The sequence below is a fragment of the Kineococcus deserti genome (genome assembly GCF_050871945.1).
Taxonomy (GTDB): Bacteria; Actinomycetota; Actinomycetes; order Actinomycetales; family Kineococcaceae; genus Kineococcus.
The window spans coordinates 71,746-95,453 of record NZ_JBJLSI010000006.1 but is presented as its reverse complement, the minus strand read 5'-3'; the positions used below and the strand labels follow the sequence as shown (position 1 = coordinate 95,453).

Sequence of the window (23,708 nt, the reverse complement as noted above, 5' to 3'; positions counted from 1 at the left end):
GATGGTGCCGCCGGAACCTTCGTGGACGGAACCAGGTGCTGAACGAGGTGTGGCGCAGTCACCCGCGCGGGAGCGAGGGCTCTCCGGCGGGGGTCGAGGCTGCCCTGCTGCACTACGCGGCCGCCGCCGACCAGCCGGTCCTGGTCGTGTCCCGTCCCGCGGCTCCCGCCGCCCGTGAGGTCGCCCGCGTCCGCTGGGCCAACACTGCGGCCGCCGGTTTCTTCGGGATCGAGGCCGACCACCTCGTCGACCTGGCCGTCACCCGCGTCCTGCGTCCGCACCCGTCCGGCGACAGCGAGGGGGACCGCCTCTCCCGCGAGCGCCGCAGCCGGTTCGCCGTCCAGGCCGTCACCTCCGGCGGCGAACTGCGGCACACCGAGCTCGTCGCGTGGCCGGTGCCGGAGCGGGACGGCCGCGACGGCCAGGAGTGGTTCTGGGTCGTCACCGTGGTGCTGCCCGAGGACGAACGCGCACAGGCCGCGCTGCGCGCCGCCGAGGAGCGGTTCGCCACCCTGGCCCAGAGCTCTCCGGTCCCCACGATCGTCTCCGACGTCGGCGCTCGCCTCTCGCGCGTCAACGACGCGTTCGCCCAGCTGGTCGGCCTGCCCGCCGAGGAGCTGTGCGGCACCGGCTGGCTGACCCACGTCGTCGACGACGAACGTGCCGGGGTCGTGGAGGCCGTCGCGCGCGTGCTGGCCGGGGAACGGGTGGTCCTCGACACCCGGCTGCGCAACGCCGCCGGGCAGGTGCGCTGGGTCACCGTGCGGCTGGCGCCCAGCCGTACGCCCGGGTACGGCGCGGGGTTCATCGGCACCGTGGAGGACGTCACCGACCGCCTGGCCCGCGAGCACCGGCTGGCCTACCAGGCGCAGCACGACCTGCTGACGGGGCTGCCGAACCGCCTGGCGCTGCTGGAACGCCTGGCCGACCTGCTGGCCCTGCCGGGGCAGGCGGGCACGCAGCCGGGGGGACCGGGCAGCAACGTCGGGGTGCTCATGGTCGACCTCGACGACTTCAAGACCGTCAACGACGGGCTGGGGCCGGAGGCCGGCGACGCCGTCCTGGTCGAGATCGCCCGCCGGCTGGCCCGCACGGTCCGCGGCGGCGACATGGTCACCCGTCCCGGTGGTGACGAGTTCGTGCTCGTCTGCTCCGACCTGACCGACCTGGACGCCGTGCGGGCCACCGCCCAGCGCGTCCTGGACGCCGTGCTGGCCCCGGTCGAGGTCAACGGCCTGGCACTGCGGCTGGTCGCCAGCATCGGCGTGGTGCTGCTGGAGGGCCTGACCTGCAGCGCCGAGGAGGTCGTGCGCGACGCCGGCATCGCGGTGCACGAGGCCAAGGCCGCCGGCGGCGGTCGCTGGACGCTGCTGGACGAGGACGTGCGCCAGCGCGCCCGCCGGGCCCTGCGGCTGGTCGCCGACCTGCGCGAGGCGCTGGTCCGCGGGTCCGTGGACGTGCACTACCAGCCGATCGTGCGCCCGGGCCGTCCCGCGCAGCTGCTCAGCCTGGAGGCGCTGTGCCGCTGGACGCACCCGGAACTGGGGCCGATCCCGCCGCAGACGTTCATCGAGCTGGCCGAGCGGGCGAACCTGGTGCCGGCCCTGGACGCCCACGTGCTGGACGTGGTGTGCCGGGACCTGGCCGGCTGGCGGGCCGCGCACGCGGCCGGGCAGCTGCCGACGAGCCCGGACTACGTCGCGGTGAACGTCTCGGCGGTGAGCCTGGCCGCCGAGGACTTCGCCACCCGGGTGCGCCACAGCGTCGCCGCGGCGGGTCTGCAGCTGCGCGACCTGTGCCTGGAGGTCACCGAGACCGCGCTGGCCAGCGATCTGCGCGCCTGCCGCACGGTCCTGGAGGAACTGCGCCGCGACGGGGCCCGCGTGGCCATCGACGACTTCGGGACGGGGTACTCCTCGCTGGCCTACCTCAAGGACCTGCCCGTCGACCACCTCAAGGTCGACCGCTCCTTCGTCCGCGACCTGCACCCGGGGTCCTCCTCGGGTGAGGGCCCGGCCGGGGGCCCGGCGCGCGCGGTCGCCGCCGCCGTGGTGTCGCTGGCCCGCACCCTGGGGCTGGGCGTGGTCGCCGAGGGCGTGGAGACCCCCGAGCAGAACGGTGTCCTGACCGACCTGGGCTGCGAGGCGGTCCAGGGGTGGCTGTACTCGCGCCCGCTGACCCGGGAGGCGCTCGTGGACCTGCTGCGCGACGGTGGCGAACTGCACCCGGCCGGGGCGACACAGCTGGAGGTGACCGCGTGACGCACCTGTCGAACGCCGTCCCGACGACCCCGCCGGGGGCGGTGGAGGTCCTGGGCCGCATCTCGGCCGCCCTGGACGACCTGCCCGCGCACCGGCCCGTCGCGGCCAAGGTCATCGCCGCCGCCGACGACCACCGCTCGGACGCGAAGTCGCTGGGGAGGACCCTCAGCTACGACCCCGCCCTGACGGCCAAGGTGCTGCGGCTGGCCAACTCCGCCTACTTCGGCTTGTCCGGGCGGGTCTCGGCGCCGGCGTTCGCCGTGACCGTCGTGGGGTTCTCGACCGTCCGCAGCCTGGCCGTCTCGGCGATGGCCGGGCTCGACGACGTCCCCGACGCCCTGGAGGGCTTCTGGGACCGCAGCGTCCTGACCGCGGTCGCCGCCGCCGAGTTCGCGCCGCGGTTGCGGGCCCAGGCGCCGGAGGCGTTCTCCGTGGGGCTGCTGGCCCGGCTGGGGCAGGCGCTGCTGGTGCGCTGCGACCCGGTGGAGTACCCGCTGGTGGTGGCCGCGGCCGCCGACCGCGAGGAACTGCTGGCCGCGGAGGTCCGTCGCTACGGCGCCACGCACACGCGGGTCTCGGCCGAGGCGCTGGCGGCGTGGGCGTTCCCGGACGACCTGGCCGAGGCGCTGGTCCAGGTCGACCGCCCCGGCTGGGCGACCCCGCTGGCCACCTGCGTGCGCCTGGGAGTGGAACTGTCGGAACGGATCCTGGACCCGGCGCGCACCCCGCGCCCGGCCGACCAGCTGTCCGCCGGCCACGTCCGCGACGCCGAGGTCGACGCCCTGCGCGCGGGGGTGACCCGCACCGCGGCCGAGCTGGTCCAGCTGCTCACGTCCTGACACGTGCTCACACGCCGGGTCCCACGTCCGGACATGGTGTTGGATGGTCACGTGTGCGAGGCGACCCCGGCGGCCGAGATCACCCTGCCGGACGAGGAGCACTCCGCCCGGCGGGCCCGGGCCTTCCTGTGCGAGGCGTACTGCGCGGCCCACCACGCCCGGGTCCTGGACGAGGCCCAGCTGCTGGTGTCCGAGCTGGTGACCAACGCCGTCCGCCACGGTGGCCCGCCGGTGCTCGTCCGGGTCTCCTGCGACGGCGACGGCCCGGCCCTGCACGTGGCCGTCTCGGACGGCAACCCCCACCCGCCGGTGCGCCGCGACGTGGCCCCGGAGGCCGAGGGCGGGCGCGGCGTGGCCCTGGTCGACATCATCTCCGACCGCTGGGGCGTCGAGCACGCCGAGAGCGGCAAGACGGTCTGGTTCGTGATCTCGTGAGCGCACCGGCGGGGACCCGGTTGCGACTGGCCACCGTGCAGGACGCGGCCGCGGTCGCGGCGCTGCTGCGGGACAACTGGGAGTTCCTGGCCCCCTTCGAACCCGAGCGGCCGGCGGAGTTCTTCACCACCCAGGGCCAGGCCGACGTGCTCGCGCACGCCCTGGCCGAGCACGAGCAGGGACGGGTGGTGCCGTTCGTCATCGAGTACGGCGGCGAACTCGTCGGCCGGCTCACCGTCTCCGGCATCGCCCGCGGCGCGTTCCAGTCCGGGGACGTCGGGTACTTCGTCGCCCGGGCCGTGAACGGCCGTGGGGTGGCGACGGCCGCGGTGGCCGCGCTGGTGGACAGGGCGTTCGACCCGGCCGGGCTGGGGTTGCACCGGTTGCAGGCCGGAACTCTGCTGTCGAACTCCGCCTCGCAGGCTGTGCTGCAGCGCAACGGGTTCGAGCGGATCGGGGTGGCCCGGCGGTACCTGCGCATCGCGGGGAACTGGCAGGACCACGTCCTGTACCAGCGGGTCGCCGGGTAGTTCGGCCGGCTCGCCCGGTGCAGCCGGGTTCGGCCGTCCGGTCCGGCGGGTTCGTGACCCCCCGCCGCCCCGGGGTGGGGCCCGCGTCATCCCCCGGAGCCGACGACCCGCCGCACGAGGTCGGTCCAGCCGTCGGCCAGGCGCTCGGCGGACACGTGCGGAACGCCGTCCAGGTGTCCCTCGACGTGGTACGCCAGCGGGGCCTCCAAGGCCGCGTGCAGGTTGAAGGCCAGCACGTCGACGTCGCCGCGCACGCCCGTGGCCCGCAGCAGGACGCGCAGGTGCAGGCGGCTGAAGGCCGACGGGGCGTTCGCCGCGGCCGGTTGCGCGTTGGCCTCGCGGATGAGGTGGGCCCGCTCGGCGGTGAAGCGCAGCCGGTCGTGGCCGAAGGCGACGAGCCGGTCCACCGGATCGGCGCCGGGGCCCAGCGGTGGGGGACCGGTGAGGCACGCGGTCTGGAAGTCGCGCTCGTACTCGTCGAGCAGGGCCGCGAAGAGCCCGGCCCGGGAGCCGAACCGGCGGAAGACGGTGCCCTTGCCCAGGCCGGCCTCGGCGGCCAGGGCGTCCATGCTCAACCCGGTCACGCCCAGCTCCTCGACCAGCCGGCGGGCGGTGCACAGCAGCAGTTCGCGGTTGCGCGAGGCGTCCGCGCGCGCCGGCGGTCCCGGGGCTCCCAGGATCCTCAGCGTCCGTGCCACGTGCCCACCCTAGGCCGTTCGGACCGGAGTGCTTGAAGGTGAGAGGACAAACGGACTACAGTCCGCATGAGGGCGCGGATCGCCGCCCCGACACGCTTCGCGAGGGAGATCCCCGATGACCAACGTCCTGGTGCTGGTCGGCAGCCTGCGCGCCGCCTCCACGAACCGTCAGATCGCCGAGACCGCGGTGGCGCTGGCTCCCGAGGGCGTCGAGCTCTCGATCCACGAGGGCCTGGGGGACCTGCCCTTCTACAACGAGGACGTCGACGTCGAGGGCAGCGTCCCGCAGCCGGCCCTCGACCTCCGTGCCGCCATCACCGCCGCCGACGCGATCCTCGTGGTCACCCCTGAGCACAACGGCACGATCCCGGCCGTGCTGAAGAACGCCATCGACTGGGCCTCGCGTCCGTACGGCGCCTCCCCGCTGACCGGCAAGCCGCTGGTCGCGATCGGTTCCGCGTTCGGCCAGTACGGCGGCGTGTGGGCGCAGGACGACGCCCGCAAGGCCCTGGGCATCGCCGGCGCGAACGTCCTGACCGAGGTGACCATGGCGATCCCGGGTTCGGTCGTCCGCTTCGCCGACGTCCACCCCAAGGACGACGCCGAGGTCGTGGAGAAGCTCACCGTCGTCCTCGGCGGCCTCGTCGCCGCCACCCAGGTCGCCGCGGCCTGACGTTCGACCGGCGGTCCCCACCTCGGTGCTCACCGGAGGTGGGGACCTCGCGTGCTCAGCGGGTGAGCGGCGATGAGTTTCCCCGCGCCCGCGGGTCGAGACGTCGTGAGCGAGCCAGCGCAGCGGTACCGGCGGATCTCCGCGATCTTCACCGACCGGGTGCTCGGGGTGCCCGACGGCGCCTGGGACGACCCCTCGCCGTGCCCGGGCTGGGCCGCCCGCGACGTCGTCGACCACCTCGTGAGCTGGTCGACCGGGTACCTGCGGGGCGCCGGGGTGGACCTGCCCGCCGGGCCGCCGGCTGCCCAGGACCCCGTCGGGGCCTGGCAGGTGCACACCGAGGCGGTCCAGGCCCTGTTCGACGACCCCGGGCTGTCCGCGCGCACCGTGTCCACGCCGGTGTCGGTCGGCCGGCTGGACGCGGTCCTCGACGCCATCTTCACCACCGACGTGTTCCTGCACACCTGGGACCTGGCCCGCGCCACCGGGCAGGACGAGCGCCTGGACGCCGCGACGTGCGAGCAGGTGCTGGCCGGGTCCCTGGCCCAGGAGGAGGCCATGCGCGCCAGCGGACACTTCGGCCCGGCCGTGCAGGTGCCCGCCGACGCCGACGTGCAGACCCGGTTGCTGGCCTTCATCGGCCGTGACGTCAGGACCGTGCCGTCAGGGCCGTGACACCGGCGCGCCCACCGTGCCCGGCGCCGGCACGTACGGCGTGAAGAACTCGTTGGGCCGCACCCCCTCCTCGGTCATCTGCAACGCCGGGACGGACAGCCCGTCGAGCTGTTCGCGGACGATGTCGGCGTGGCCGGCGTGCCGGGCGAACTCCTCCACGAGGTGCAGCAGCAGGTAGCGGGTGCGCACGGGGCGGGCGTCGGGGATGCCGTACCAGGGGCTGGGGGGTTCCAGCAGCTCGGTGTCCGGGTCGGCCTCGGCGACCACCGCCAGGAACTCCTGGCGGACCTGCTCGAAGTCCGCCAGGACGCTGTGCCCGGACTCGTCGCCGGTGAGGGTGAAACTGCGCTGGTAGGCGGCGTACACGGCCTCGTCGTAGGCCGGGACGGTCCCGCCGGTGAGCCGGGTGATCGCCCCGCGCATGCCGTGCGTGACGTGCTTGAGCAACCCGCCGACCGACAGGACGCTGCGGCACGGGGTGGCGCGGACCTGTTCCTCGGTCAGTCCCAGCACGCAGGCGTGCAGTGCGGACAGTTGCGCGTCGAGCTGGTGGCGCAGCGAGGTGCTCTCGTCGTGCAGTGCCGGTGCGTACACGCTCACTCCGGGTGGACGAGGTCGGCCAGGACGTCGTGGAAATCGCGGTCCTCGTCGTCGCTGAGGATCGCCAGGTCGGTGCCGTCGTCGGCCAGGTGCGCCAGCAGCGAGCGGTACCCGGGGTTGTCGCCGGGCACGAACCACGCGCGCCGGCCGGCGACCGTCCCCAGGAACGTTCCGTAGCCGTACGCCTTGGCCACGGGGTCACCCGTGCCGGCGGGGACGTCGGCGTAGGGGCTCCACAACGCCTCGGGCCGGGCCAGCAGTTCGCGGGCCCGCAGCGAAGCGGTGTAGCGCAACAGGTCCGCCACCGTCGTCCACAGGTCGCCGGTTCCGGGCAGCGCGGTGAAACCCGCGTCGACGTGGACGGGAACCCCGCGGCGGTGACCCTCGGCGACATCGGGCTCACCCAGTGGGAAGCGCCCGGACGTCGTGGCGACGGTGCGCGCCGGGGCGAGCACCAGCCGGTGCAGCAGTTCGGAGTAGGGAGTTCCGGTCGCGGCCTGCAGCACCCGGGCCGCGAGCAGGAAACCCGGCCCGCTGTAGCGCCACGCCGTTCCCGGCGGGTGCACGAGCCCGGCGCGCTCGACCAGACGCTCGACCACCTCCGGGGCCGGTGGTGCCTGCTGCAGGGACGGCATCCCGGGAACGTCGCCCCAGTGCCCGAGCCCGGACGTGCTGCTCAGGAGGTGGTGCAGGGTGATGTCCCGCCAGGCGGCCGGGGCGTGCGGCAACCACCGGGTGATGGAGGAGTGCAGGTCCAGCCGGCCCCGTTCGGCGAGGGCGAGGGCGACGACGGACAGGAACTGCTTGCTGATCGAACCGGCCTGGAACCTCGTGTGCAGCGGACGCGACCGGCCACCGGTCCGGCCCGGCGTCCACGTCCGGGGCGGCCGGTCCGTCCGCGAGAGCGCGACGCTGCCCGACACGCAGCGGAGCCTAGTGCGGCGGGTGGACCGGCACCATCGCCGAGACGTTCCTGTCCCAGATCCGCGGACCCCCGTCGGGGTAGCGCGCGGCCAGTTCCCGCCGCACGTCGGCGAACGTCCGGCCCGGCTCGGCCAGGCGGTGCTCCCCGAGTTCCTCGAACCGGTCACCCTCGAGGCAGTAGGCGACCTGGTCCAGGGAGTTCATCTGCCGGATCGTCGCGAGTTCGCCGACCAGGACGTCGGCGGGGTGTGCGGCGCCGGGGTGCAACTCGCGCGCCGCGGCGAGGAACTCCGCCCCGTAGCCGCTGTCGGTGAACGTGAAGTCGGCTCCCTCGCCGTGGCCGTGGTCGGTGACCAGGCCGAAGCTCTGCCCGTAGCGCAGCAGGTCGCACGACCAGGCGACGGCTGCGTCGGCCAGTTCCTCCTCCTGGTAGCCGCTGATGCTGTACCGCTGGTGCGGGTGGCTGATCGGCAGAGGGCTCACCCCTCGACGGTACCGAGCGCCGTGGGGAGCCGGGGGTCCCGGCCGACCGTCCGCAGTCGCGTGCGGACGTTCTCCAGCACCACTCGTTCGGCCACCGACGCCGGCGCCAGCGCGTCCAGCGTCCGCGCGATGGCGGTGCACTGCCGGAGGTCCTCGGCCACGAAGGCCGCGTGCGCGAAGGCCAGGCCCATGACGAAGGCGGCGTGCCGGCGGGCCTCGATCGCGACGAGGTCGTCGACGGTGACGTGCACGCCCAGGGCGCGACGCACGCACGCCGGGCCGTAGTGGTGCACCGCGCCGTCCGGGGTGGCGACCAGCGCGGCGCCGTCGGGCAGCGGGTGCCGGCACCCCGGTGCCCGGCACCGGCCGGCGTCGCGGGTGAACCCCACGACGCGGGGCCCGGGGGCGGCGGACGAGAACATGGTGGAACGTTCGGCCCACGCCGGGCCGTCCTGGATGCGCCGCCCGGGCGACCGTGCGCCCTCAACCACCCAGCTGGGCGAACCACCCCGCGTACGGCGTCGTGCTCACCAGGTGCCGGTTCAGGTCCGGTGCGCCGTCGTCCCACCACACCGGCCCGCGCTCGCCGAGGGCGTGCTTGGCCCGGTCGACCCGGGCGCGGGCCTCCTCGCGCGCGGCGGCGTCGCCGGCACGCACCGCCGCGCCCTTGGCCCGGCGCGCACTCATGAGCTCGGCGACCAGTTCCTCGCGCCGCTCCTGCGCCAGCGCCGGGTTCGCGCGGCGCCACAACCGTCCGCGCACGACGAGGTAGCGACCGTCGGGGGTCACGGGAGGCGGGCCGTCGTCGGCAGGTGCGGGCACGCGACGATCTTCGGAGGGGTCCCCGTGCGCGGCAACCGGATGCCCACCGCCGTCGGCGGGGGTGCCGGCTGGCTAGGGTGTCGTCCGTGGTCTCCCCGTCGCAGCGGTCCGGCCTCGGGCGGCTCGCCGCGGCGGTGCGGGAGGTCGTCCTGGTCGTCGCCGTGGCCCTCGTGGTCTCCCTGGTGGTCAAGACGTTCCTGCTGCAGGCGTTCTTCATCCCGTCCGGATCGATGGAGCAGACCCTCGACGTCGGCGACCGCATCGTCGTCAGCAAGCTGACCCCGGGACCGTTCGACCTGCACCGCGGGGACGTGGTGGTGTTCTCCGACCCGGGGAACTGGCTGCCGCCGGCGCCGCAGCCGGACCGCGGCGCGCTGGCCGGTGCGCTGACGTTCGTCGGCCTGCTGCCGCAGGACTCCGACGAGCACCTGGTCAAGCGCATCGTCGGCCTGCCCGGCGACCACGTCGTGTGCTGCGACGCGTCGGGACGGCTCACGGTGAACGACCAGCCCGTCGACGAGACGGCCTACCTGGCGCAGGGGGTCGCGCCGAGCGAGGAGGCCTTCGACGTCACCGTGCCGGCCGGCGCGCTGTGGGTGATGGGCGACAACCGCTCCGACTCCGCCGACTCGCGCGAGCACCACGACGCGCCGTTCGTGCCCGTGGACGACGTCGTGGGCCGGGTGCGCGCCGTCGTGTGGCCGTTGCCGCACTGGGCGTGGCTGGAAACTCCCTCCGCGCTCGAGGAGGTCAGCGGGAGTTGAGCCGGGCGGCCTGACGGGTCAGGTGGTCGCGCTCGGCCGCGTCGTGCGCCTGCGCCGCCGCCTCGGCGTACAACCGGGCCGCGCGCGCGGTGTCGCCGTCGCGTTCGTGCAGGTGGGCCGCCACCGCCGTGTACCGGGGCAGACCGGGATCCAGCGCCGCCAGCTCGGCCAGGCCCGCGCGGGGTCCGTCGGCCTCACCGAGCGCGACGGCGCGGTTGAGCCGGACCACGGGGCTGTCGGTCAGCCGCAGGAGTTCGTCGTACCACTGCACGATCTGCACCCAGTCCGTCTCGGCGGCGGTCGGCGCATCGGCGTGCAGCGCCGCGATCGCGGCCTGCGTCTGGTACTGCCCCAGCCGGTCGCGCGACAGCGCCGTCTGCAGGATCGTCACCCCCTCGGCGATCAGGCCGGTGTCCCAGCGCTGCCGGTCCTGCTCGGCCAGCGGCACCAGGGAACCGTCGGCGGCGGTGCGGGCGGGACGGCGGGCGTGGTGCAGCAGCATCAGCGCCAGCAACCCGGCGACCTCGGGGTGGTCGACGACCGAGGCCAGCTGCCGCGTCAGGCGGATCGCCTCCGCGGCCAGGTCCACGTCGCCGGAGTACCCCTCGTTGAACACCAGGTACAGCACCCGCAGCACCGTCGCCACGTCGCCGGGGGCGTCGAAGCGGGCACCGGCCACGGCGCGTTTGGCCCGGCTGATGCGTTGGGCCATGGTCGCTTCCGGAACGAGGTAGGCCCGGGCGATCTGCCGCGTGGTCAGCCCACCGACGGCCCGCAACGTCAGCGCGACCGCCGACGACGGGCTGAGCGAGGGGTGCGCGCACAGGAAGTACAGCTGCAGCGAGTCGTCCACCGCCGACGTCGTGCCCGGCTGCGGTTCGGCCTCCAGCAGTTCCTCACGCCGACGGCGGGCGTCGGCCGAACGGGTCGCGTCGAGGAACCGGCGCCAGGCCACCGTGACCAGCCACCCCGCCGGATCGCGCGGCGGGGTGTCGGGCCAGGTGCGCAGCGCCTCGACCAGGGCGTCCTGCACGGCGTCCTCGGCCGCCGCGAAGTCGGCTCCGCGGCGGACGAGGACGGCCAGGACGCGTGGGACGAGGACGCGCAGCGACGACTCGTCCACGAGCGTCACTCGATGTTCGCCGGCACGCCCAGCAGCGGCCGCAGTTCCAGCCACTCGTGGATCGGCTCACCACCGGCACCCGGGGCCGCGGACAGTTCCCCGGCCAGTTCCAGCGCCCGCTCGTAGCTGTCGACGTCGATGATCATCCAGCCGGCGATGAGGTCCTTGGTCTCGGCGAACGGCCCGTCGGTGACCGGCGGGCGGCCCTCCCCGTCGTAGCGGACGAACGTGCCCTCCGGGGCCAGCGCCTGGCCGTCGACGTACTCGCCGGTCCCGGTGAGCCGGTCGGCGAAGTCGGCCATGTACTGCACGTGCGCCGAGATCTCCTCCGGCGTCCACTTGTCCATGGGGACGTCGTTCACCGCCGCCGGTGCGCCGCGGTAGTGCTTGAGCAGCAGGTACTTGGCCATCAGTGTCTCCTCCGTCAGGTGCGACTAGTGTGGCCGCAGCAGGTGGTCCGTCACCCCGGGGACGGAGCCGGTCGCCCGTTCTCGACACCGCTGCGCGAGAACTTCCGCGACGTCGAGGCTGCACCCGGGCGGAGGGCGGGAGGACCGAGCGGGAGGTGGAGCTCCCCGCGTCCCCAGAGCGAGACGGTTCAGGACGCTGGACCTGCCGTGACGTCACTGCCGACGTCGAAGACCACCACCTGCGCGCCCACCTCGACGCCGCACTCCCGCAACGCCTGGGCCGCATCGGAACCGAACAGTGAGTTGACGGCGGCGGTCTCCATGCTTCCCCCGCCCCCGGAGACGTCCTCGCCCACGGCCACCGAGGTCCCGTCGGCCAGCACCAGGGACTCCTGCTCCTCGTCCCAGCTGACACCCTTGGGCCACACCACCACCGTCTCGCCCACTCCGACGCAGCGACCGACCCACGCGAGCTCGCCTCCCACCGACGCGGCCATCCCCGCGTTCCAGCTGCCCTCGGAGATCAGCAGAGGTCCCTCAAGGCTGGCCGACGCCGAGTTCGAGCAGGACGTCAACACCGTGGCGCAGGCCAGAACACCTGCGGCTGCCCGATGACGAGTCACCGCACCACACTGCCTCAGCCGCTTCCGCACCCCGCCGTCCGTCACCACCTCGACGCCGCTCCTGTCGGCATCGCCGTGCTGCAGTGGTGAGCGCAGCGACCGACGACGCCTGCATCCTGTGCCGTCTGATCGACGGCCGGCTTGAGACGAGCCGCGTCGACGAGGACCAGGACGTCGTCGCCTTCAGGGACTACCAGCCGGTCAACCCGGGCCACGTCCTGGTCGCACCCCGGCAGCACGCGCCCCTGCTCGAGGACCTGGACGAGGCCACGGCGTCGCCGTCTGGCGGGTGTGGAGAAGCCGATCACCATGCCGACCTGCATGAGGAACCAGCGACCGCGGTGTGGGGTCTGATCGGCGATCCGACGCGGGCGCGTGTGCTCTACGCCCTGGACCTGGTCGAGGAGCTGGGCGTGGGGGACGTGGCCTTGGCGTTGGGCTTGAACGACGACGCCGTGAGCTGCGCGTTGCGGGTCCTGCGCACCGCTGGACTGGTCGGTCGCCGCAAGCAGGGACGGGTGGTCTTCCACCGGCCGGCCGACGGCTTTCCCGAGCCGCTGCCGGAGCACTGCCTGCGCCGGTTGAGCGCGCTGACGCGCACGGCACCGATGAGCAGGGCTGACCCATCAACTGCCTCGTCCCTGGTCACCCGGTCCTGTCGGGTGACCAGGGACGACGGACGCAGGCCCAGTGCTCAGTGGTGGTAGGCGTGGACCACGGCGTGGCCCTTGCCGCGGCTGATCATCCACCGGTTGACCGGGGTCGTGATCACAAAGGCCAGAGCCAGGGCTCCGGCCAGCGAGGTCCAGAAGATCCAGCTGCTGATGCCGGCGTGCATGGCGCCGGGGACGGCCAGCATGGCGGTGTTGTCGATGATCTCCATGACCGCGATGGACAGGGTGTCGGCGGCCAGGGCGACCTTCAGGGCGGTGCGGAAGCCGACGCCGGCCTTGAGCACTCCGCGCATGGTCAATGCGTAGCCGAAGACGAAGGCCAGGGCGATGGACAGCGTCACGGTGCCGGCGTTGTGCCAGCCCAGGGAGGTGCCGATGACCATGCCCAGGACCTCGCCGATGGCGCAGCCGGTCAGGCAGTGCAACGTGGCCTGGGCGGCCATCGCCCATGACGTCGGTCCATGGGCTGATCCGTGGGCCGAGCCGTGGGATGCGCCGTGACCGCCGTGGTCGTGGATGGTGACGGTGGAGTCGGGGTGGCCTGCATCGTCGTGGCCGGTGTGGTCCGTTGCGGGGTGCGAGCTGGCGCGGTCGTGGGACATCACTGCCTCCTGCAGGAGCGGAACGAACGGTGCGCCCGCCCCAACGTGATACCCCATGGGGGTATTTCGCAGTGCTGAGGCGGAGAGGGGACCGGTAGGCCGCGAGTCGACCCCGCGACCTACCGGGAAGAGGGCTCAGCCCGAGGTGGCGAGCATCTGGTTCATCTGCCCGATCTCGGCGTTCTGGCTCGTGATGATCGAGTCAGCCAGCTCCAGAGCCTGCGTGTTGGAGCCCTGCTGCTGCTCGGTCTCGGCCATCTGCACCGCGCCGGTGTGGTGCTCGATCATCATCTGCAGGAACATCCGGTCGAAGTCGGTGCCGGTGGCGTTCTGCAGCTGGGTCATCTGCTCCTCGCTCATCGTCCCCGGCATCGAGGAGCCGCCCATCGAGGACATCGAAGAGTGGTCCATGCCCTCCATCGAGGAGTCGGCGGCGGTCGGCTCACCCCAGGCGTTCAGCCAGGAGGTCATCTGCTCGATCTCGGGCTGCTGCGCGGCTTCGATCTTGGCGGCCAGCTCCTCGACCTCCTGACTGGAGGCCTTGGTGGTGGCCGTGTCGGCCATCTCGATCGCGCCCTGGTGATGCACGTGCATCATCTGCACGAACGTCACGTCCTGATCGTTGTGCTCAGCGTCCACCGCAGCGCTGCTGGTGGCGCTGGTCGAGGGGCTCGACGCAGTCGCCGAGGACTCCGAGGACTCCGAGGACATCGAGGAGTGGTCCATCGAGCCGGTGTCCTGGCCGCCGCAGGCGGCCAGGACCAGGGACAAGGCGGCGGCGGCGCCTAGAGCGCGGAGCCGGGTGGCAGTGCGGCTTGCAGGGTGGGTAGTGCGTGTTGCGCTAGGCATCGGAGGTACGGCTCCTTGGTGAGTCACGGGTGGGAAGGCACGACGAGGCAGCGCCGACAGAGGTCGTCCACGGCGCGCGGGAAGTCGGCCTAGACCCGGATCACGCAGAGAGAGGTGCGCGGCCAGCGCCACGGCGGCGGTCCGCGCCAGGGTGTGCCGGCGATGACCTTCTTCGGCCACGGATCGGCCAGCCAGTACGACGGGCGCAGCGCCCGGGCCACAGCCCAGGCGAGGAAGACGACCAGCAGGGCGATGCCGGCGCTGAGGAAGAGCGCGCAGTCGGCCATCGAGCCGTGGTGATCGTGGCCGGCGGCCTGAGTGGTGACCTGGGCGGCGACCTGTGCGCTGGGGGCTGAGGCGTCGGCCGACGTGGCCGGCTTCGTTGGCGCGTCTGGCGAGGCGTGAGTCATGGCTGTCGCCGGCGAGCTGGCAGCAGCGTGGACCGCGGCGTGGTGCTGGTCGACGGCGGCCGCGAAAACGTGCATCGCACACAGGCCCAGGGTCACGGCGACGACGAGCAGAAGTCGCGGCAGGACCGTGGCGGTCCAGGCGAGGCTGTGCGCGACGCTCACAGCCTCGATAGTACCCCCTAGGGGTATAGAGCGTGAGGCGACTGCTCGGTCAAGTCGTTCGCTCGGCCATCGGCATGACCGCTGGGTCGATATCGCTTATGAGCTCGGTGGGTGCGGAGCGGGCCAGGTGAGGGTGTCGAGGTCGGGGTGGTGCTCTACGGCGTCGATGAGGTCGGGGGGGCCGCTGATGCGGCTGGCCCACAGGTCGTAGTCGGTCCACACCATCCAAGAGCGGTCCGCGGGCCACAGGTTGCTGGGGGTGAAGCGGTAGCGACCGTGCGGGGGGAGCAGTGGGGGCAGTTCGCCGAGGTGGCCGCGGTAAAGGGTGGGCTGGTCGTAGTCGTCGGCGACCAGGGGGCAGTAGTAGGCGTAGACCTCGCTGTCCGCCCCGTGGCTGCGTTGGAAGAGCACCTGCAGCAGCGCCCGACTAGACACCTCATCCAGTGTTCCCTCGCAGGGGCCGTGGATCGATCGCGGCCAGGAGCCTGGAGGGAACCAGCGGAAGGACGGCGGCACCTCGAGCTTGGCGGGGTCTTGCATGTTGGGTAGGTCTGCCCAGCGTCGCCGCAGCCAGCCCGGTGCCGGGTGCTGGCTGTCCGGTGAGTCGATGCCGCCGCCGCCACCACTGACGTCGCGGGGCTTGTATCCGGGAGTGTCCGCGGCGGTGGGGTCGAGGTAGGCGGCGTGCAGGATCCAGCTGCTGGTCTGACCGAGAGGGTGGTCGAAGCCGGTGAGACCGTCGTCCCTGAAGTTGCCCATCCAGTCGAGCAGAGCGCGGTCGTGCAGCAGTGCCATGCCGGGTACCTCGATCACCTTTCCAGCATCTCCTGCCTGGTCCAACAAGGTCGCGGAGTCATCCGGAATTCGCCAAGACCGTGACGTCCATGACCGTGAAGTCGGGGCGGCACGGGTGAGCCGCTGGCGGCTCCTGTGGCGCTGCTCGTCCTGGCCGGACCCGTCCGCTGGCCCGCGCGCTAATCGTGCGCGTCGCCTGGCGCAGAGGTGAGTTCGCGCGTTACGCGGTGACCAACGGAGTGCAAGGGGCAGGCCGGAGGGTCGAGAAGTGTCACCACCAAGACGGCTGGAAGCGCTACCGATGTCTTGATGCGGAACTGTCACCGATGTCCTGCGACATGACAGGTCCACCACGCTCCGCGTCGAATCGGCACGGCGCAGGCGGCCTAACCGGCCAGCAGCAGCGCCGTGGCCCCACCGGCCTGGGCCGCTGGACGGTCCTGCGACGTCGTGGCCGGGGCTTATCGTCCGCAGTGATCACCTCCACCGAGGATGGAGTCATCGTGACGCCGCTGCTGGATGCCTTCAACGTGCCGGCCATCTCCGCCTACGAACGGCAGGACGCCGCCGTTCCGCCTGGGCTACGCCGACTGGGAGCGGCCCTGGCGCTGCACGGGATCGCGATGAACGGTGGACTGGTCGGTGGAGCCGTGGAGAGCCTCTTCTTCAACGGCCGGATGCACGCGGTCGACGACGCAGTCGAGGGCTACCGGTGGCTGGGCCTGACCGACGTCGCCGACCTCATCCTGCGGGTCCGGGAGGAGTATCTGCGGTTCCGTCCGACCGGGTGGGAAGAACTGTCGCCCGAGGACGAGCGGCTGTGGAGCGAGCTGGACTCGGCGTTCTTCGAGCTGGCGGCCGACGACCGGCTGGAGGCAGCGATCACCGCCCGACTGCCACAGATCGATCCAGGGCGTGGATGAGTTGGCACTCAACACCAGCGACATGACCGCGAACTCGCTGGCGCCGCTTGTGTCGGCATCGCCATGCTGCAGTGATGAGCGCAGTGACCGACGACGCCTGCATCCTGTGCCGGCTCATCGACGGCCGGCTTGAGACGAGCCGCGTCTACGAAGACCAGGACGTCGTCGCGTTCATGGACTACCAGCCGGTCAACCCTGGCCACGTCCTGATCGCACCCCGGCAGCACGCGCCCCTACTCGAAGATCTCGACGAGGCCACCGGCGTCGCCGTCTGGCGGGTCGGCCACCAGCTCAGTCGCGCACTGCGTCGAAGCGACCTGCGGTGCGAGGGCGTCAACCTGCTGCTGGCCGACGGGGAGGCGGCGTTCCAGGAGATTCCGCACGTTCATCTGCACGTCTTCCCCCGCTTCGTCGGTGACGCCTTCCGCATCAGTGCGGACTGGCGTCCTCGTGCGCGCAAGGAGCTCGACGGTGCGGCTGCGCAGGTGAGAGAAGGGCTCTCGGCTCTCTGACCTGAGCTTGCAGTCACGCGCAGCGGGATGACCGGGCGTCTGATGGGCAGCGCTGCAGCGCGATGACGCCGGGAATGCTGCGGCCCGTCCTGGGCTTGTAGAGGGTGGTCGATCTGCTGCATGTCCCCGGGCCTCACCTTCAGCCGCCGTGAGCGGCCTTTCGCCGAGAGGCGACTGCCGGATCGATCACCTCACGTCGACGGCCGCCGGGCTGAACAGCCCGGCGGCCGTCGTGCGTCGGGGCCAGGTCACCAACGAGGCGCAAGGCGCCAAGGCCGGATGCTCCCTGCGTCGTTGCTCACCACGCCCAGGGCAGGTGGACGATCCGGTCCTGGTCCGCTGCGGCGATCAGCCGGGGCAGGAGCTGCGGCAGCGAGGGTGGGTACACCCGGTCGCTGGTTCGGTGCAGTTCGGCTACGTTCCACCAGCAGAAGCCGTCGTGGTCGCGCTGTTCCTGCTCGGTCTGCCCGCAGGTGTCGACCCGGTGGTGCTCTATGGTCAGCAGGAAGAAGTCATCCCGGACCAGGCCGCTGATCCAATCCGCTTCGGCGTGGCCGCTGGTGATGGCCACCGGCTGCAGATCGTCCGCGGCGGCGATCAGGCCGGTCTCCTCGCGCAGTTCGCGGATCGCGGCCTGCCGGACGGTTTCGCCGGGCTCCGGCTCATCGGTAGACACGGGGTGGTCGTCGCACGCGGCGAGTGCTCGCTCGTCGCCAGAAGCGCGAAGTTCGCGTCGACACTGTGCTCGTCGCCGTCGGGCGCCGTTCACTGCAGGGGGAGTGCTGCGCCAGCTCAAAAGTTGATGCCGAGGTCCGGCACTGTGAGAAGGAGATGCCTGCTCAGCACAGCTTCGCACTGTCCCCGCCCCGGGTCTGGCCGACGGCATCCTGTGCCTCACGCGGAGCTGCCGAACGCCTTCCACCACGCCAGGAGCGGCTGCTGCAAGAACTCCTGCGAGCTCAAACGGTGTCGTTGAGTGTCTCCTCGACGATCAGCAGCAGCGACCCAGCGGGGGCGTGCTCTGCGTAGTCGGCAGCCAGGGCCTGTCCGGCAGGGCTGGCAATCGCGGCCTGCGCCGCGCCAGTGTCGTCGAACGTCAGCTCGGCGATGTAGAAGTACGGGGACTCAGAGCCGTCCGCTGTGCTGAGGACTCTGGCGGTTCGCCGCGCCCGAACTCCGGGCACGTCCGTGGTCATGGGAACGTGTTCTTCCAGGTACCGCTTCTCCCAGTCGTCCGGGCTCTGGGGCTGGCCGTACAGGGCCACAACTTTGACCGTCATGGCGTGACGCTAGTGAGGGCAGGACGGCGTCGGAAGAGTCGCCAGCCTTGTTGGCATGGGCGCGCCTGGGGATGGCGTCGCATGGCATGAGCGCGAGCCGTCGGATATCTCGAACACCTCGGATGTGCTGAAGTGCGACCAGGCTGGTCGGCAGTCCCAGGATGAGCACCCGCTGGTCGCTACCGTGGTTCCGTCGGTGGTAACGGGAGTGGGCCGGGCACCGAAGATGGCGGTGGTGATCACGGCGCTGAAGGCGGTGCTGAAGGGACGGCGACATTGATCGAGCGCTTCCTCCCGCCGCCAGCGGCCGAGGCCAGCTGTTCAGTGGTCAGCTTTTCGATGCGGATGCCCTGTCGGTTCGCGGGGTGACGCTGCCAGCGTCATGGTCGCAGCAGCGACCGCGCGCGGCGCACCATGCCCGAGCGGTCCGCCCTGGGAACGGAGCCGTGCCCCTAGCGTCAGGGGATGACGCCGACGAAGGCAGCGAACAGCAAGGGCACCTACGAGATCAGGATCGGCCTGTGGGCTTCGCAGGAGCAGACGTTCAAGATCCGGGAACGGTTGAGCAGAGCCCTGGGCCCTGAGCCTGAGTACGACGGCCCATGCGAGGTGTCGTGGTTTGTCGCCGTGATGCCACCTGAAGCAGTCGATCAGGGTGAGGACCGCTACGACGAGCTGGTTCAGCAGGCGAAGATCGAGGGCACCTACTGACCTCGCCCCTCACGCGGCCCGCGGGATGACCGTGACGTCACGCGCAGTGCGCCAGGACGATCGCCGAGGACCCGCGTAGTGCGCCGTACGGCGCGGGCTCCACGCTTCGGGAGCGCTTGCTCCGGGGCCCTACTCAGAGTCCTGCTCGGGCAGGTCAGTCGCGTCCAGGTAGATGGTGCTGGAACTCGACGTCGGCATCGCCATGTCGTCGGTGGTCGAGTAGGACGAGATGGGGTCGTCCGGATCCCCTGTGCTCTGGTCGGCGAGCCATTGCTCGTGGTCCCGCTTCAAGCGCCAGACGGCCGCTTCGTCGCTGTCGTCGTCGTCCGCGTACGGCGGTGTCGAGGGCTGGGACACGTCAACCACCTCGTTCGTGAGTGGGGGTGTGCCGCTGGCCGGTGCGGCCGGGGTGAACAGTTGCCACGCTCCAGCCGCGACGGTGCAGGCGGCGACCACACCGGCCAGGGCGCGGACGGTGATCTTCCTCTCGGTCACCTTGCTCCCGTCGTTGCTGGTCATCGGTTCGCCACTGCAGGTCGAGCTTCGTGGGAACGGTTCTGAGGTCACACTATCGGCGCCATGACCGCGTGGTCGCGTACCGCGGGACGACCGTGGCGTCAGATCAGCAGGAGCGCTTGGCTCAGTACGAGCAGCAGCATCGCGACGACACCTAGCTTGTGTGCGCCGGTCCAGCTCTTCTCGCCGCGCCGTTGCCGACGTTGAGCATCGCGGATCCAGAAGGCCATCAGGCCGACCGCCACGACGATCAGGACGACGTTGCCCCAGGGAGCGAACACTCCTTCAACGGACGGCCCAGCCCGTCTACCGACCCGGCCGACGGGCTGGCCGCGCATCGCGCACTTCGGCATGTCCGACACGTCGCGGGGCGTCGGGTTGACCCGTGGGTTGGTGTCGTGGGTGGTGGTTAGCGTGCGGCAGGTGAGCACTCGTGCGGGTGAGCTGGCGGAGTTGGTGGTGGCCGATGCGGCGGGGCTGCGGGCCTGGCTGGGGGTGCATCACGCGACCTCGCCGGGGGTGTGGCTGGTGTTGACGCGCAAGGGCGGGCAGGTGACGTCGTTGACGTGGGCGCAGGCGGTGGATGAGGCGTTGTGCGTGGGGTGGATCGATGGGCAGGGCAGGGCCCGGGACGGGCAGACCTCGTTGATCCGGTTCACGCCGCGGGGGCGGCGCAGCTCCTGGTCGCAGCGCAATGTGGCCAACGTGGCCCGGCTGCAAGGGCAGGGGCGGATGCTGCCGGCGGGGCTGGCGGCGGTGGCTGCGGCGCAGGCGGATGGGCGGTGGGCGGCGGCGTACGCGGGGCAGGCGGACGCGCAGGTGCCGGCGGATCTGGCGGCGGCGATCGCGGCCGATCCTGCGGCGGCGGCGATGTTCGAGGTGTTGACGCGGACGAACCGGTTCGCGTTGATCCACCGGTTGGGGTCGGTGAAGCGCGAGGAGACCCGTCGGCGCAAGATCGGGGAGTTCGTGGCGAAGTTGGCGCGGGGGCAGACGGTGCATCCGCAGAAGGCGCGGCCTGCGGGCTGGTCCTGAACTGGTGTCGCGTGGTGTTGCAGCGCTGTCGCGATTGCCGGCACTCAGTGTGTTCACCGGCGGCGGGGTGGGTGCGATCCTCCCCTGAGGTTGCACCAGCTTCACCGCCCCGGATCGAGGTTGCGGCCCGTGGGCCACAATCCCCTTGACTCCGGCTCAAACGAAGAGCAGCATTGGGTGGTGACGGAGGCACCCCGCGGCTACCGGATGGGGCAGCGAGCGCGCTCTGTCGAGCGCACGCGGGAGGCGATCGTCACGGCCGCGGCCGAGGCGTTCTTGTCCCGCCCCTACGACGAGATCCGCCTCGTCGACGTCGCCCGCGCGGCGGGCGTCACCCAGCAGACCCTCATCAACCACGTGAACTCCAAGGAGAACCTGCTCCTGGTGGCGATGCTGCACCTGGGGCGGCGGATCCTCGCCGAGCGCGGACGCACCAGCCCGGGGGACGTTGCCGGGGCCGTGCGCGCCCTCGTGGCTCAGTACGAACGCTACGGCGACGCCAACGTGCGGTTCCTGGCCCTGGAGCCGCGCCTGCCCGCTCTGGCCGAGGCGTTCGAGCACGCCCGCACCGAACACACCCGTTGGCTGGAGGAGGTGTTCGGTGCACTGCTGCCGACCAAGGCCGGGCCGCGTCGGCGAACCCTGGCCGCCTTGTACGCCGTCACCGACGTCGGCACGTGGAAGTTGCTGCGCCGCGACCTGGGGCATTCGCGCGCGACGACCAGCGCCGTCCTGCTGTCCATGCTCCGCGCCGTCTTGAGGACGGGCGGTGAACTTCGGGAGGAAACGTGCACGTCCTAGCTGCCTTGTGGGACGGCGGAGGCACCGTCCCGGCTGAGCTCGGTGTCGTGCGCCGCCTGCGCGAACGCGGGCACAGCGTCACCGTCCTGGCCGACCCGCCGTTGGAACTGGGCGCCACCCGGATGGGGGCGGGGTACCGCTGCTGGGTCCGGGCACCGTTCCGGCGCAGCGATGCCCGCCAGGACGACTACTTCCGCGACTGGGAGTGCCGCACTCCGCTGGGGCAGTTCGCCCGTGTGCGCGACCGCCTCATCACCGGCCCGGCCGCCGCTTTCGCCGCCGACGTGCGCGAGCAGCTGGCCGCCGAACCGGCCGATGCCGCGGTCGTCAGCAGCGTCCTGCTGGGGGCCTTGGCCGGCACCGAGTCCCAGGGGGTGCCGACCGCGGCGCTGTGCCCGAACATCTACACCCGTCCCACCCCGGGATTGCCACCACTGGGACTGGGCCTGCGCCAGGCCCGCGGGCCGGTCGGGCGAGCGCGCGACGCCGCTCTCGACGAAGTCCTCAGCCGGTTGTGGAACGGCGGGCTGGGCGATCTGAACACCGCGCGCGCTCACGTCGGCCTGCCGCCGTTGAAGGACGTGTGGCAGCAGTGGGACCACACCGCCCGCGTCCTGGTGCTCACCGACCCCGACTTCGACCTGCCCGCTCGGTTGCCGGCCAACGTGCGGTACACCGGCGCCGTCTTGGACGACCCGCCATGGGTGCAGCCCTACCAGCCACCTCCCGGGGACGCGCCGCTGGTGGTGGCCAACTTCTCCAGCACGTTCATGAAGGGGCAGGAAGAGGTGCTGCGCCGCGTCGTGGCCGCGCTGGGTTCCCTGCCGGTGCGGGCGGTGGTGACGACCGGCCCCGCCGTGGACCCGGCCGGGTTCGCGGGCGCACCGGGAGTCGACGTGGTGCGCTCGGCGCCGCACACCCAGCTGTTCCCGCAGGCGGCCGTGGTCATCACCCACGCCGGGCACGGCACCCTGCTGAAGGCGCTGGCAGCCGGCGTGCCGGTGCTGTGCCTGCCGATGGGCCGGGATCAGTACGACAACGTCGTGCGCGCCACCCGACACGGCGCGGCGCTCGGCTTGCGCCGCAGCGCTCCGCCCGGGGAGATCGCGGCGGGCGTGCGTCGGCTGCTGCACGATCCTTCCTTCGGCCGGGCCGCCTGTGGGCTGGGGGAGGGCATCCGCGCCCGGGCCACCTGCCCGGCGCTGATCGACGAACTGGAAGCGCTGCCGCGCCACGTGCGCCGGACGATCTGAGGAGGACATCGTGGAGACGTTCAACGTCACCGCCTCGCGCGCCTTCGCCCGCACCGCCATGGCGGTACGCCCGGGCTCGACCGGCGCCCGGGTGCTTTCGGCCGTCTTCCGCGGCCACGTGCGCCTGTACCAGGCCACCGGCGGGAGGATCGGCGGCCGGATGGGCACGGCCGTCTTGTGTCTGCTGACCACCACCGGCCGGGTCTCCGGGGCACCGAGGACCCACGTGCTGGGGTGCGTGCGCGACGGGGACCAGCTGGCGGTCATCGCCAGCAACAGCGGCAGCCAGCAGTATCCGCAGTGGTACCGCAACCTGCTGGCCGACCCCGAGGTGCGGGTCCGGATCGGTTCCCGCGAGTTCACCGCGGTGGCGCGTACGGCGGCCGGAGCCGAGCGGGAGCGGCTGTGGCAGCGTGCCCTTCAGGCCGCCGCCATCTTGGAGGACTACCAGCGTCGGACCTCTCGACAGCTGCCCGTCGTGGTTCTGGAACCGGTCGATGCGCAGGGCGCGGCGGTGCTGGCGGCCCTGCGGGCGCGGGCCTCCGGGTCGGTCAGCGGGTCGGTCAGCGGGTCGGTCAGCGGGGCGGTCAGCAGTGCGGCATCGCGGCAACGCCGGCTCGCGGCCGCCGCGGCCGCCCAGCTCGCCGCCCAGTTGGCCGGGCAGGTCCTCGCGCTGCGCCGCGGCGCAGCCTTCGACGTGACGCTGCTGCGCTGGCGCGGGCGGCCCGAGCGCATCGGGCGAGACTCCTGGCTGTACGGCACCGGCTACTCCGCGCCGGTGCCGATGATGACGCTGCAGGCGGTGGCCACCGTCGGCCTGGCCCGGGGTCGGCATCCGGTGGCGGCTCGCACCCTGGGCGTGCTGGGCACCGTCATGGTGCCGGCCTACCTCATCGAGCGTGAGACGCGCGCGGTGCTCAGCCCCGCTGGCCGCGACCCGATCGCCACTCCGGTCATCGCGACGTGCCTGGTGATGGCCGCGGTGATGGCCCACTGGGGGCGGCGCGCCGGCACACCGGAGTAGGCCGGGGTGAAACGTCGACGCGCCGCCCGGAGAAGAGACCGAGGTGGCGCTGCCTCGGCGGGCCGCGGCACTCCACGCGCAGTTGCCAGGTCCGGCCCGGCGAACGTCGGTCAGGGGAACGGTGACATCGCGACGCAGTGTGGCGGTGTTGGCAGCGGCCTGACACGTGGAGCCGACACGTGCACGAACGGCGGGTCGTCGGAAGGCCTTGCGGGAGCGCGGCAGAAGCGTCACTACCGCGTCGAGCTCACGAGCCGGCACCGTTGTACTCACCGCTCCGTGCCATGTGCGGTCGATCCGT

General features: G+C 72.3%; 33 protein-coding genes. 16 read left to right on the top strand and 17 right to left on the bottom strand.

Annotated elements, in window-relative coordinates; genetic code table 11:
* The first annotated feature begins 35 nt into the window (after positions 1–35).
* Genes ACRYR2_RS06950 through ACRYR2_RS06935 form a run of 4 tightly spaced genes read left to right on the top strand, consistent with a single transcriptional unit; the run spans position 36 to position 4,065 of the window.
* Positions 36–2,261 carry a putative bifunctional diguanylate cyclase/phosphodiesterase gene (locus ACRYR2_RS06950; RefSeq protein WP_432562110.1) on the top strand — a complete coding sequence of 742 codons (2,226 nt, stop codon included), beginning with the start codon at positions 36–38 and terminating at the stop codon, positions 2,259–2,261.
* Positions 2,258–3,100 (top strand): HDOD domain-containing protein, encoded by an 843-nt coding sequence (locus ACRYR2_RS06945; RefSeq protein WP_432562109.1) that lies wholly within the window; start codon positions 2,258–2,260, stop codon positions 3,098–3,100. The genes ACRYR2_RS06950 and ACRYR2_RS06945 overlap by 4 nt, the downstream gene beginning before the upstream one ends.
* 51 nt (positions 3,101–3,151) lie before the next feature.
* On the top strand, positions 3,152–3,535 hold the full coding sequence (locus tag ACRYR2_RS06940) for an ATP-binding protein (RefSeq protein ID WP_432562108.1): 384 nt from the start codon (positions 3,152–3,154) through the stop codon (positions 3,533–3,535).
* Positions 3,532–4,065, top strand: a complete 534-nt coding sequence (locus tag ACRYR2_RS06935) for a GNAT family N-acetyltransferase (protein WP_432562107.1) — start codon at positions 3,532–3,534, stop codon at positions 4,063–4,065. The genes ACRYR2_RS06940 and ACRYR2_RS06935 overlap by 4 nt, the downstream gene beginning before the upstream one ends.
* 86 nt (positions 4,066–4,151) lie before the next feature.
* On the opposite strand, the gene ACRYR2_RS06930 is transcribed toward ACRYR2_RS06935, so the two are convergent.
* Positions 4,152–4,763: a TetR/AcrR family transcriptional regulator gene (locus ACRYR2_RS06930; protein WP_432562106.1), complete on the bottom strand. Its 612-nt coding sequence runs from the start codon at positions 4,761–4,763 to the stop codon at positions 4,152–4,154.
* Between the two features lie 115 nt (positions 4,764–4,878).
* Between ACRYR2_RS06930 and ACRYR2_RS06925 the strand changes: the two genes are divergently transcribed.
* Entirely contained in the window at positions 4,879–5,436 is a 558-nt protein-coding gene (locus tag ACRYR2_RS06925) for an NAD(P)H-dependent oxidoreductase (protein ID WP_432562105.1), read from the top strand.
* A 105-nt stretch (positions 5,437–5,541) separates the two neighbouring features.
* Positions 5,542–6,111, top strand: coding sequence for a TIGR03086 family metal-binding protein (locus ACRYR2_RS06920; RefSeq protein WP_432562104.1), 570 nt, complete (start codon positions 5,542–5,544; stop codon positions 6,109–6,111).
* Here the strand turns inward: ACRYR2_RS06920 and ACRYR2_RS06915 are convergent.
* From ACRYR2_RS06915 to ACRYR2_RS06895, 5 genes are all read right to left on the bottom strand, one after another.
* Positions 6,100–6,705, bottom strand: a complete 606-nt coding sequence (locus tag ACRYR2_RS06915; protein ID WP_432562103.1) for a DinB family protein — start codon at positions 6,703–6,705, stop codon at positions 6,100–6,102. The genes ACRYR2_RS06920 and ACRYR2_RS06915 overlap by 12 nt on opposite strands.
* A 2-nt stretch (positions 6,706–6,707) precedes the next feature.
* Positions 6,708–7,634, bottom strand: coding sequence for a serine hydrolase domain-containing protein (locus ACRYR2_RS06910; RefSeq protein ID WP_432562102.1), 927 nt, complete (start codon positions 7,632–7,634; stop codon positions 6,708–6,710).
* Positions 7,635–7,644: 10 nt separating this feature from the next.
* Positions 7,645–8,118, bottom strand: a complete 474-nt coding sequence (locus tag ACRYR2_RS06905) for a hypothetical protein (RefSeq protein WP_432562101.1) — start codon at positions 8,116–8,118, stop codon at positions 7,645–7,647.
* A complete protein-coding gene (locus tag ACRYR2_RS06900) occupies positions 8,115–8,540 on the bottom strand; it encodes a hypothetical protein (protein WP_432562100.1) in 426 nt (141 codons plus the stop codon). Before ACRYR2_RS06900 ends, ACRYR2_RS06905 begins: the two co-directional genes overlap by 4 nt.
* Positions 8,541–8,601: 61 nt before the next feature.
* Positions 8,602–8,940 carry a hypothetical protein gene (locus ACRYR2_RS06895; protein WP_432562099.1) on the bottom strand — a complete coding sequence of 113 codons (339 nt, stop codon included), beginning with the start codon at positions 8,938–8,940 and terminating at the stop codon, positions 8,602–8,604.
* Between the two features lie 86 nt (positions 8,941–9,026).
* On the opposite strand from ACRYR2_RS06895, the gene lepB reads away from it, so the two are divergent.
* Positions 9,027–9,704 (top strand): signal peptidase I, encoded by a 678-nt coding sequence (gene lepB, locus ACRYR2_RS06890; RefSeq protein ID WP_432562098.1) that lies wholly within the window; start codon positions 9,027–9,029, stop codon positions 9,702–9,704.
* On the opposite strand, the gene ACRYR2_RS06885 is transcribed toward lepB, so the two are convergent.
* From ACRYR2_RS06885 to ACRYR2_RS06875, 3 genes are all read right to left on the bottom strand, one after another.
* Positions 9,691–10,827 (bottom strand): RNA polymerase sigma factor, encoded by a 1,137-nt coding sequence (locus ACRYR2_RS06885; protein ID WP_432562097.1) that lies wholly within the window; start codon positions 10,825–10,827, stop codon positions 9,691–9,693. The two genes, lepB and ACRYR2_RS06885, sit on opposite strands and share 14 nt — an antisense overlap.
* A gap of 5 nt (positions 10,828–10,832) precedes the next feature.
* Positions 10,833–11,237 (bottom strand): YciI family protein, encoded by a 405-nt coding sequence (locus ACRYR2_RS06880; protein WP_432562096.1) that lies wholly within the window; start codon positions 11,235–11,237, stop codon positions 10,833–10,835.
* 188 nt (positions 11,238–11,425) lie between these two features.
* Positions 11,426–11,683 carry a hypothetical protein gene (locus tag ACRYR2_RS06875; RefSeq protein ID WP_432562095.1) on the bottom strand — a complete coding sequence of 86 codons (258 nt, stop codon included), beginning with the start codon at positions 11,681–11,683 and terminating at the stop codon, positions 11,426–11,428.
* 263 nt (positions 11,684–11,946) lie between these two features.
* On the opposite strand from ACRYR2_RS06875, the gene ACRYR2_RS06870 reads away from it, so the two are divergent.
* On the top strand, positions 11,947–12,567 hold the full coding sequence (locus ACRYR2_RS06870) for an HIT domain-containing protein (protein ID WP_432562094.1): 621 nt from the start codon (positions 11,947–11,949) through the stop codon (positions 12,565–12,567).
* Here the strand turns inward: ACRYR2_RS06870 and ACRYR2_RS06865 are convergent.
* The 4 genes from ACRYR2_RS06865 to ACRYR2_RS06850 all read right to left on the bottom strand — a co-directional run bounded on the left by ACRYR2_RS06865 (position 12,555) and on the right by ACRYR2_RS06850 (position 15,352).
* Complete coding sequence (locus ACRYR2_RS06865; RefSeq protein WP_432562093.1) at positions 12,555–13,136, bottom strand: DUF4396 domain-containing protein; 582 nt, start codon at positions 13,134–13,136, stop codon at positions 12,555–12,557. The two genes, ACRYR2_RS06870 and ACRYR2_RS06865, sit on opposite strands and share 13 nt — an antisense overlap.
* A 135-nt stretch (positions 13,137–13,271) precedes the next feature.
* A complete protein-coding gene (locus ACRYR2_RS06860) occupies positions 13,272–13,907 on the bottom strand; it encodes a DUF305 domain-containing protein (RefSeq protein ID WP_432562092.1) in 636 nt (211 codons plus the stop codon).
* 167 nt (positions 13,908–14,074) lie between these two features.
* Positions 14,075–14,557, bottom strand: coding sequence for a hypothetical protein (locus ACRYR2_RS06855; RefSeq protein WP_432562091.1), 483 nt, complete (start codon positions 14,555–14,557; stop codon positions 14,075–14,077).
* A gap of 96 nt (positions 14,558–14,653) precedes the next feature.
* On the bottom strand, positions 14,654–15,352 hold the full coding sequence (locus tag ACRYR2_RS06850; RefSeq protein WP_432562090.1) for a hypothetical protein: 699 nt from the start codon (positions 15,350–15,352) through the stop codon (positions 14,654–14,656).
* A 473-nt stretch (positions 15,353–15,825) separates the two neighbouring features.
* On the opposite strand from ACRYR2_RS06850, the gene ACRYR2_RS06845 reads away from it, so the two are divergent.
* Both ACRYR2_RS06845 and ACRYR2_RS06840 read left to right on the top strand, forming a co-directional pair.
* Positions 15,826–16,275, top strand: coding sequence for a DMP19 family protein (locus ACRYR2_RS06845; protein WP_432562089.1), 450 nt, complete (start codon positions 15,826–15,828; stop codon positions 16,273–16,275).
* Between the two features lie 74 nt (positions 16,276–16,349).
* Positions 16,350–16,787 carry an HIT family protein gene (locus ACRYR2_RS06840; RefSeq protein WP_432562088.1) on the top strand — a complete coding sequence of 146 codons (438 nt, stop codon included), beginning with the start codon at positions 16,350–16,352 and terminating at the stop codon, positions 16,785–16,787.
* Between the two features lie 298 nt (positions 16,788–17,085).
* On the opposite strand, the gene ACRYR2_RS06835 is transcribed toward ACRYR2_RS06840, so the two are convergent.
* Together ACRYR2_RS06835 and ACRYR2_RS06830 are read right to left on the bottom strand one after the other, a co-directional pair.
* The gene (locus ACRYR2_RS06835) at positions 17,086–17,556 is read right to left on the bottom strand and encodes an NUDIX domain-containing protein (RefSeq protein ID WP_432562087.1); all 471 of its coding nucleotides are present in this window, start codon (positions 17,554–17,556) and stop codon (positions 17,086–17,088) included.
* Positions 17,557–17,746: 190 nt separating this feature from the next.
* The gene (locus tag ACRYR2_RS06830; RefSeq protein ID WP_432562086.1) at positions 17,747–18,067 is read right to left on the bottom strand and encodes an EthD family reductase; all 321 of its coding nucleotides are present in this window, start codon (positions 18,065–18,067) and stop codon (positions 17,747–17,749) included.
* A 55-nt stretch (positions 18,068–18,122) separates the two neighbouring features.
* Here ACRYR2_RS06830 and ACRYR2_RS06825 point away from each other — a divergent pair, with 55 nt between their 5' ends.
* The gene (locus ACRYR2_RS06825) at positions 18,123–18,347 is read left to right on the top strand and encodes a hypothetical protein (RefSeq protein WP_432562085.1); all 225 of its coding nucleotides are present in this window, start codon (positions 18,123–18,125) and stop codon (positions 18,345–18,347) included.
* A gap of 185 nt (positions 18,348–18,532) precedes the next feature.
* Positions 18,533–18,778, top strand: a complete 246-nt coding sequence (locus ACRYR2_RS06820) for a hypothetical protein (protein WP_432562084.1) — start codon at positions 18,533–18,535, stop codon at positions 18,776–18,778.
* Positions 18,779–18,907: 129 nt separating this feature from the next.
* Here ACRYR2_RS06820 and ACRYR2_RS06815 read toward each other — a convergent pair whose 3' ends face one another.
* Both ACRYR2_RS06815 and ACRYR2_RS06810 read right to left on the bottom strand, forming a co-directional pair.
* Complete coding sequence (locus ACRYR2_RS06815) at positions 18,908–19,297, bottom strand: hypothetical protein (protein WP_432562083.1); 390 nt, start codon at positions 19,295–19,297, stop codon at positions 18,908–18,910.
* A gap of 98 nt (positions 19,298–19,395) precedes the next feature.
* Positions 19,396–19,656 carry a hypothetical protein gene (locus ACRYR2_RS06810; protein ID WP_432562082.1) on the bottom strand — a complete coding sequence of 87 codons (261 nt, stop codon included), beginning with the start codon at positions 19,654–19,656 and terminating at the stop codon, positions 19,396–19,398.
* 61 nt (positions 19,657–19,717) lie between these two features.
* Here ACRYR2_RS06810 and ACRYR2_RS06805 point away from each other — a divergent pair, with 61 nt between their 5' ends.
* The 4 genes from ACRYR2_RS06805 to ACRYR2_RS06790 all read left to right on the top strand — a co-directional run bounded on the left by ACRYR2_RS06805 (position 19,718) and on the right by ACRYR2_RS06790 (position 23,407).
* A complete protein-coding gene (locus tag ACRYR2_RS06805) occupies positions 19,718–20,329 on the top strand; it encodes a YdeI/OmpD-associated family protein (RefSeq protein WP_432562081.1) in 612 nt (203 codons plus the stop codon).
* Between the two features lie 180 nt (positions 20,330–20,509).
* Positions 20,510–21,130, top strand: a complete 621-nt coding sequence (locus ACRYR2_RS06800; protein ID WP_432562080.1) for a TetR/AcrR family transcriptional regulator — start codon at positions 20,510–20,512, stop codon at positions 21,128–21,130.
* A complete protein-coding gene (locus ACRYR2_RS06795) occupies positions 21,118–22,383 on the top strand; it encodes a nucleotide disphospho-sugar-binding domain-containing protein (protein ID WP_432562079.1) in 1,266 nt (421 codons plus the stop codon). Before ACRYR2_RS06800 ends, ACRYR2_RS06795 begins: the two co-directional genes overlap by 13 nt.
* Before the next feature lie 10 nt (positions 22,384–22,393).
* Entirely contained in the window at positions 22,394–23,407 is a 1,014-nt protein-coding gene (locus ACRYR2_RS06790; RefSeq protein ID WP_432562078.1) for a nitroreductase family deazaflavin-dependent oxidoreductase, read from the top strand.
* The last annotated feature ends 301 nt before the right edge of the window (positions 23,408–23,708 follow it).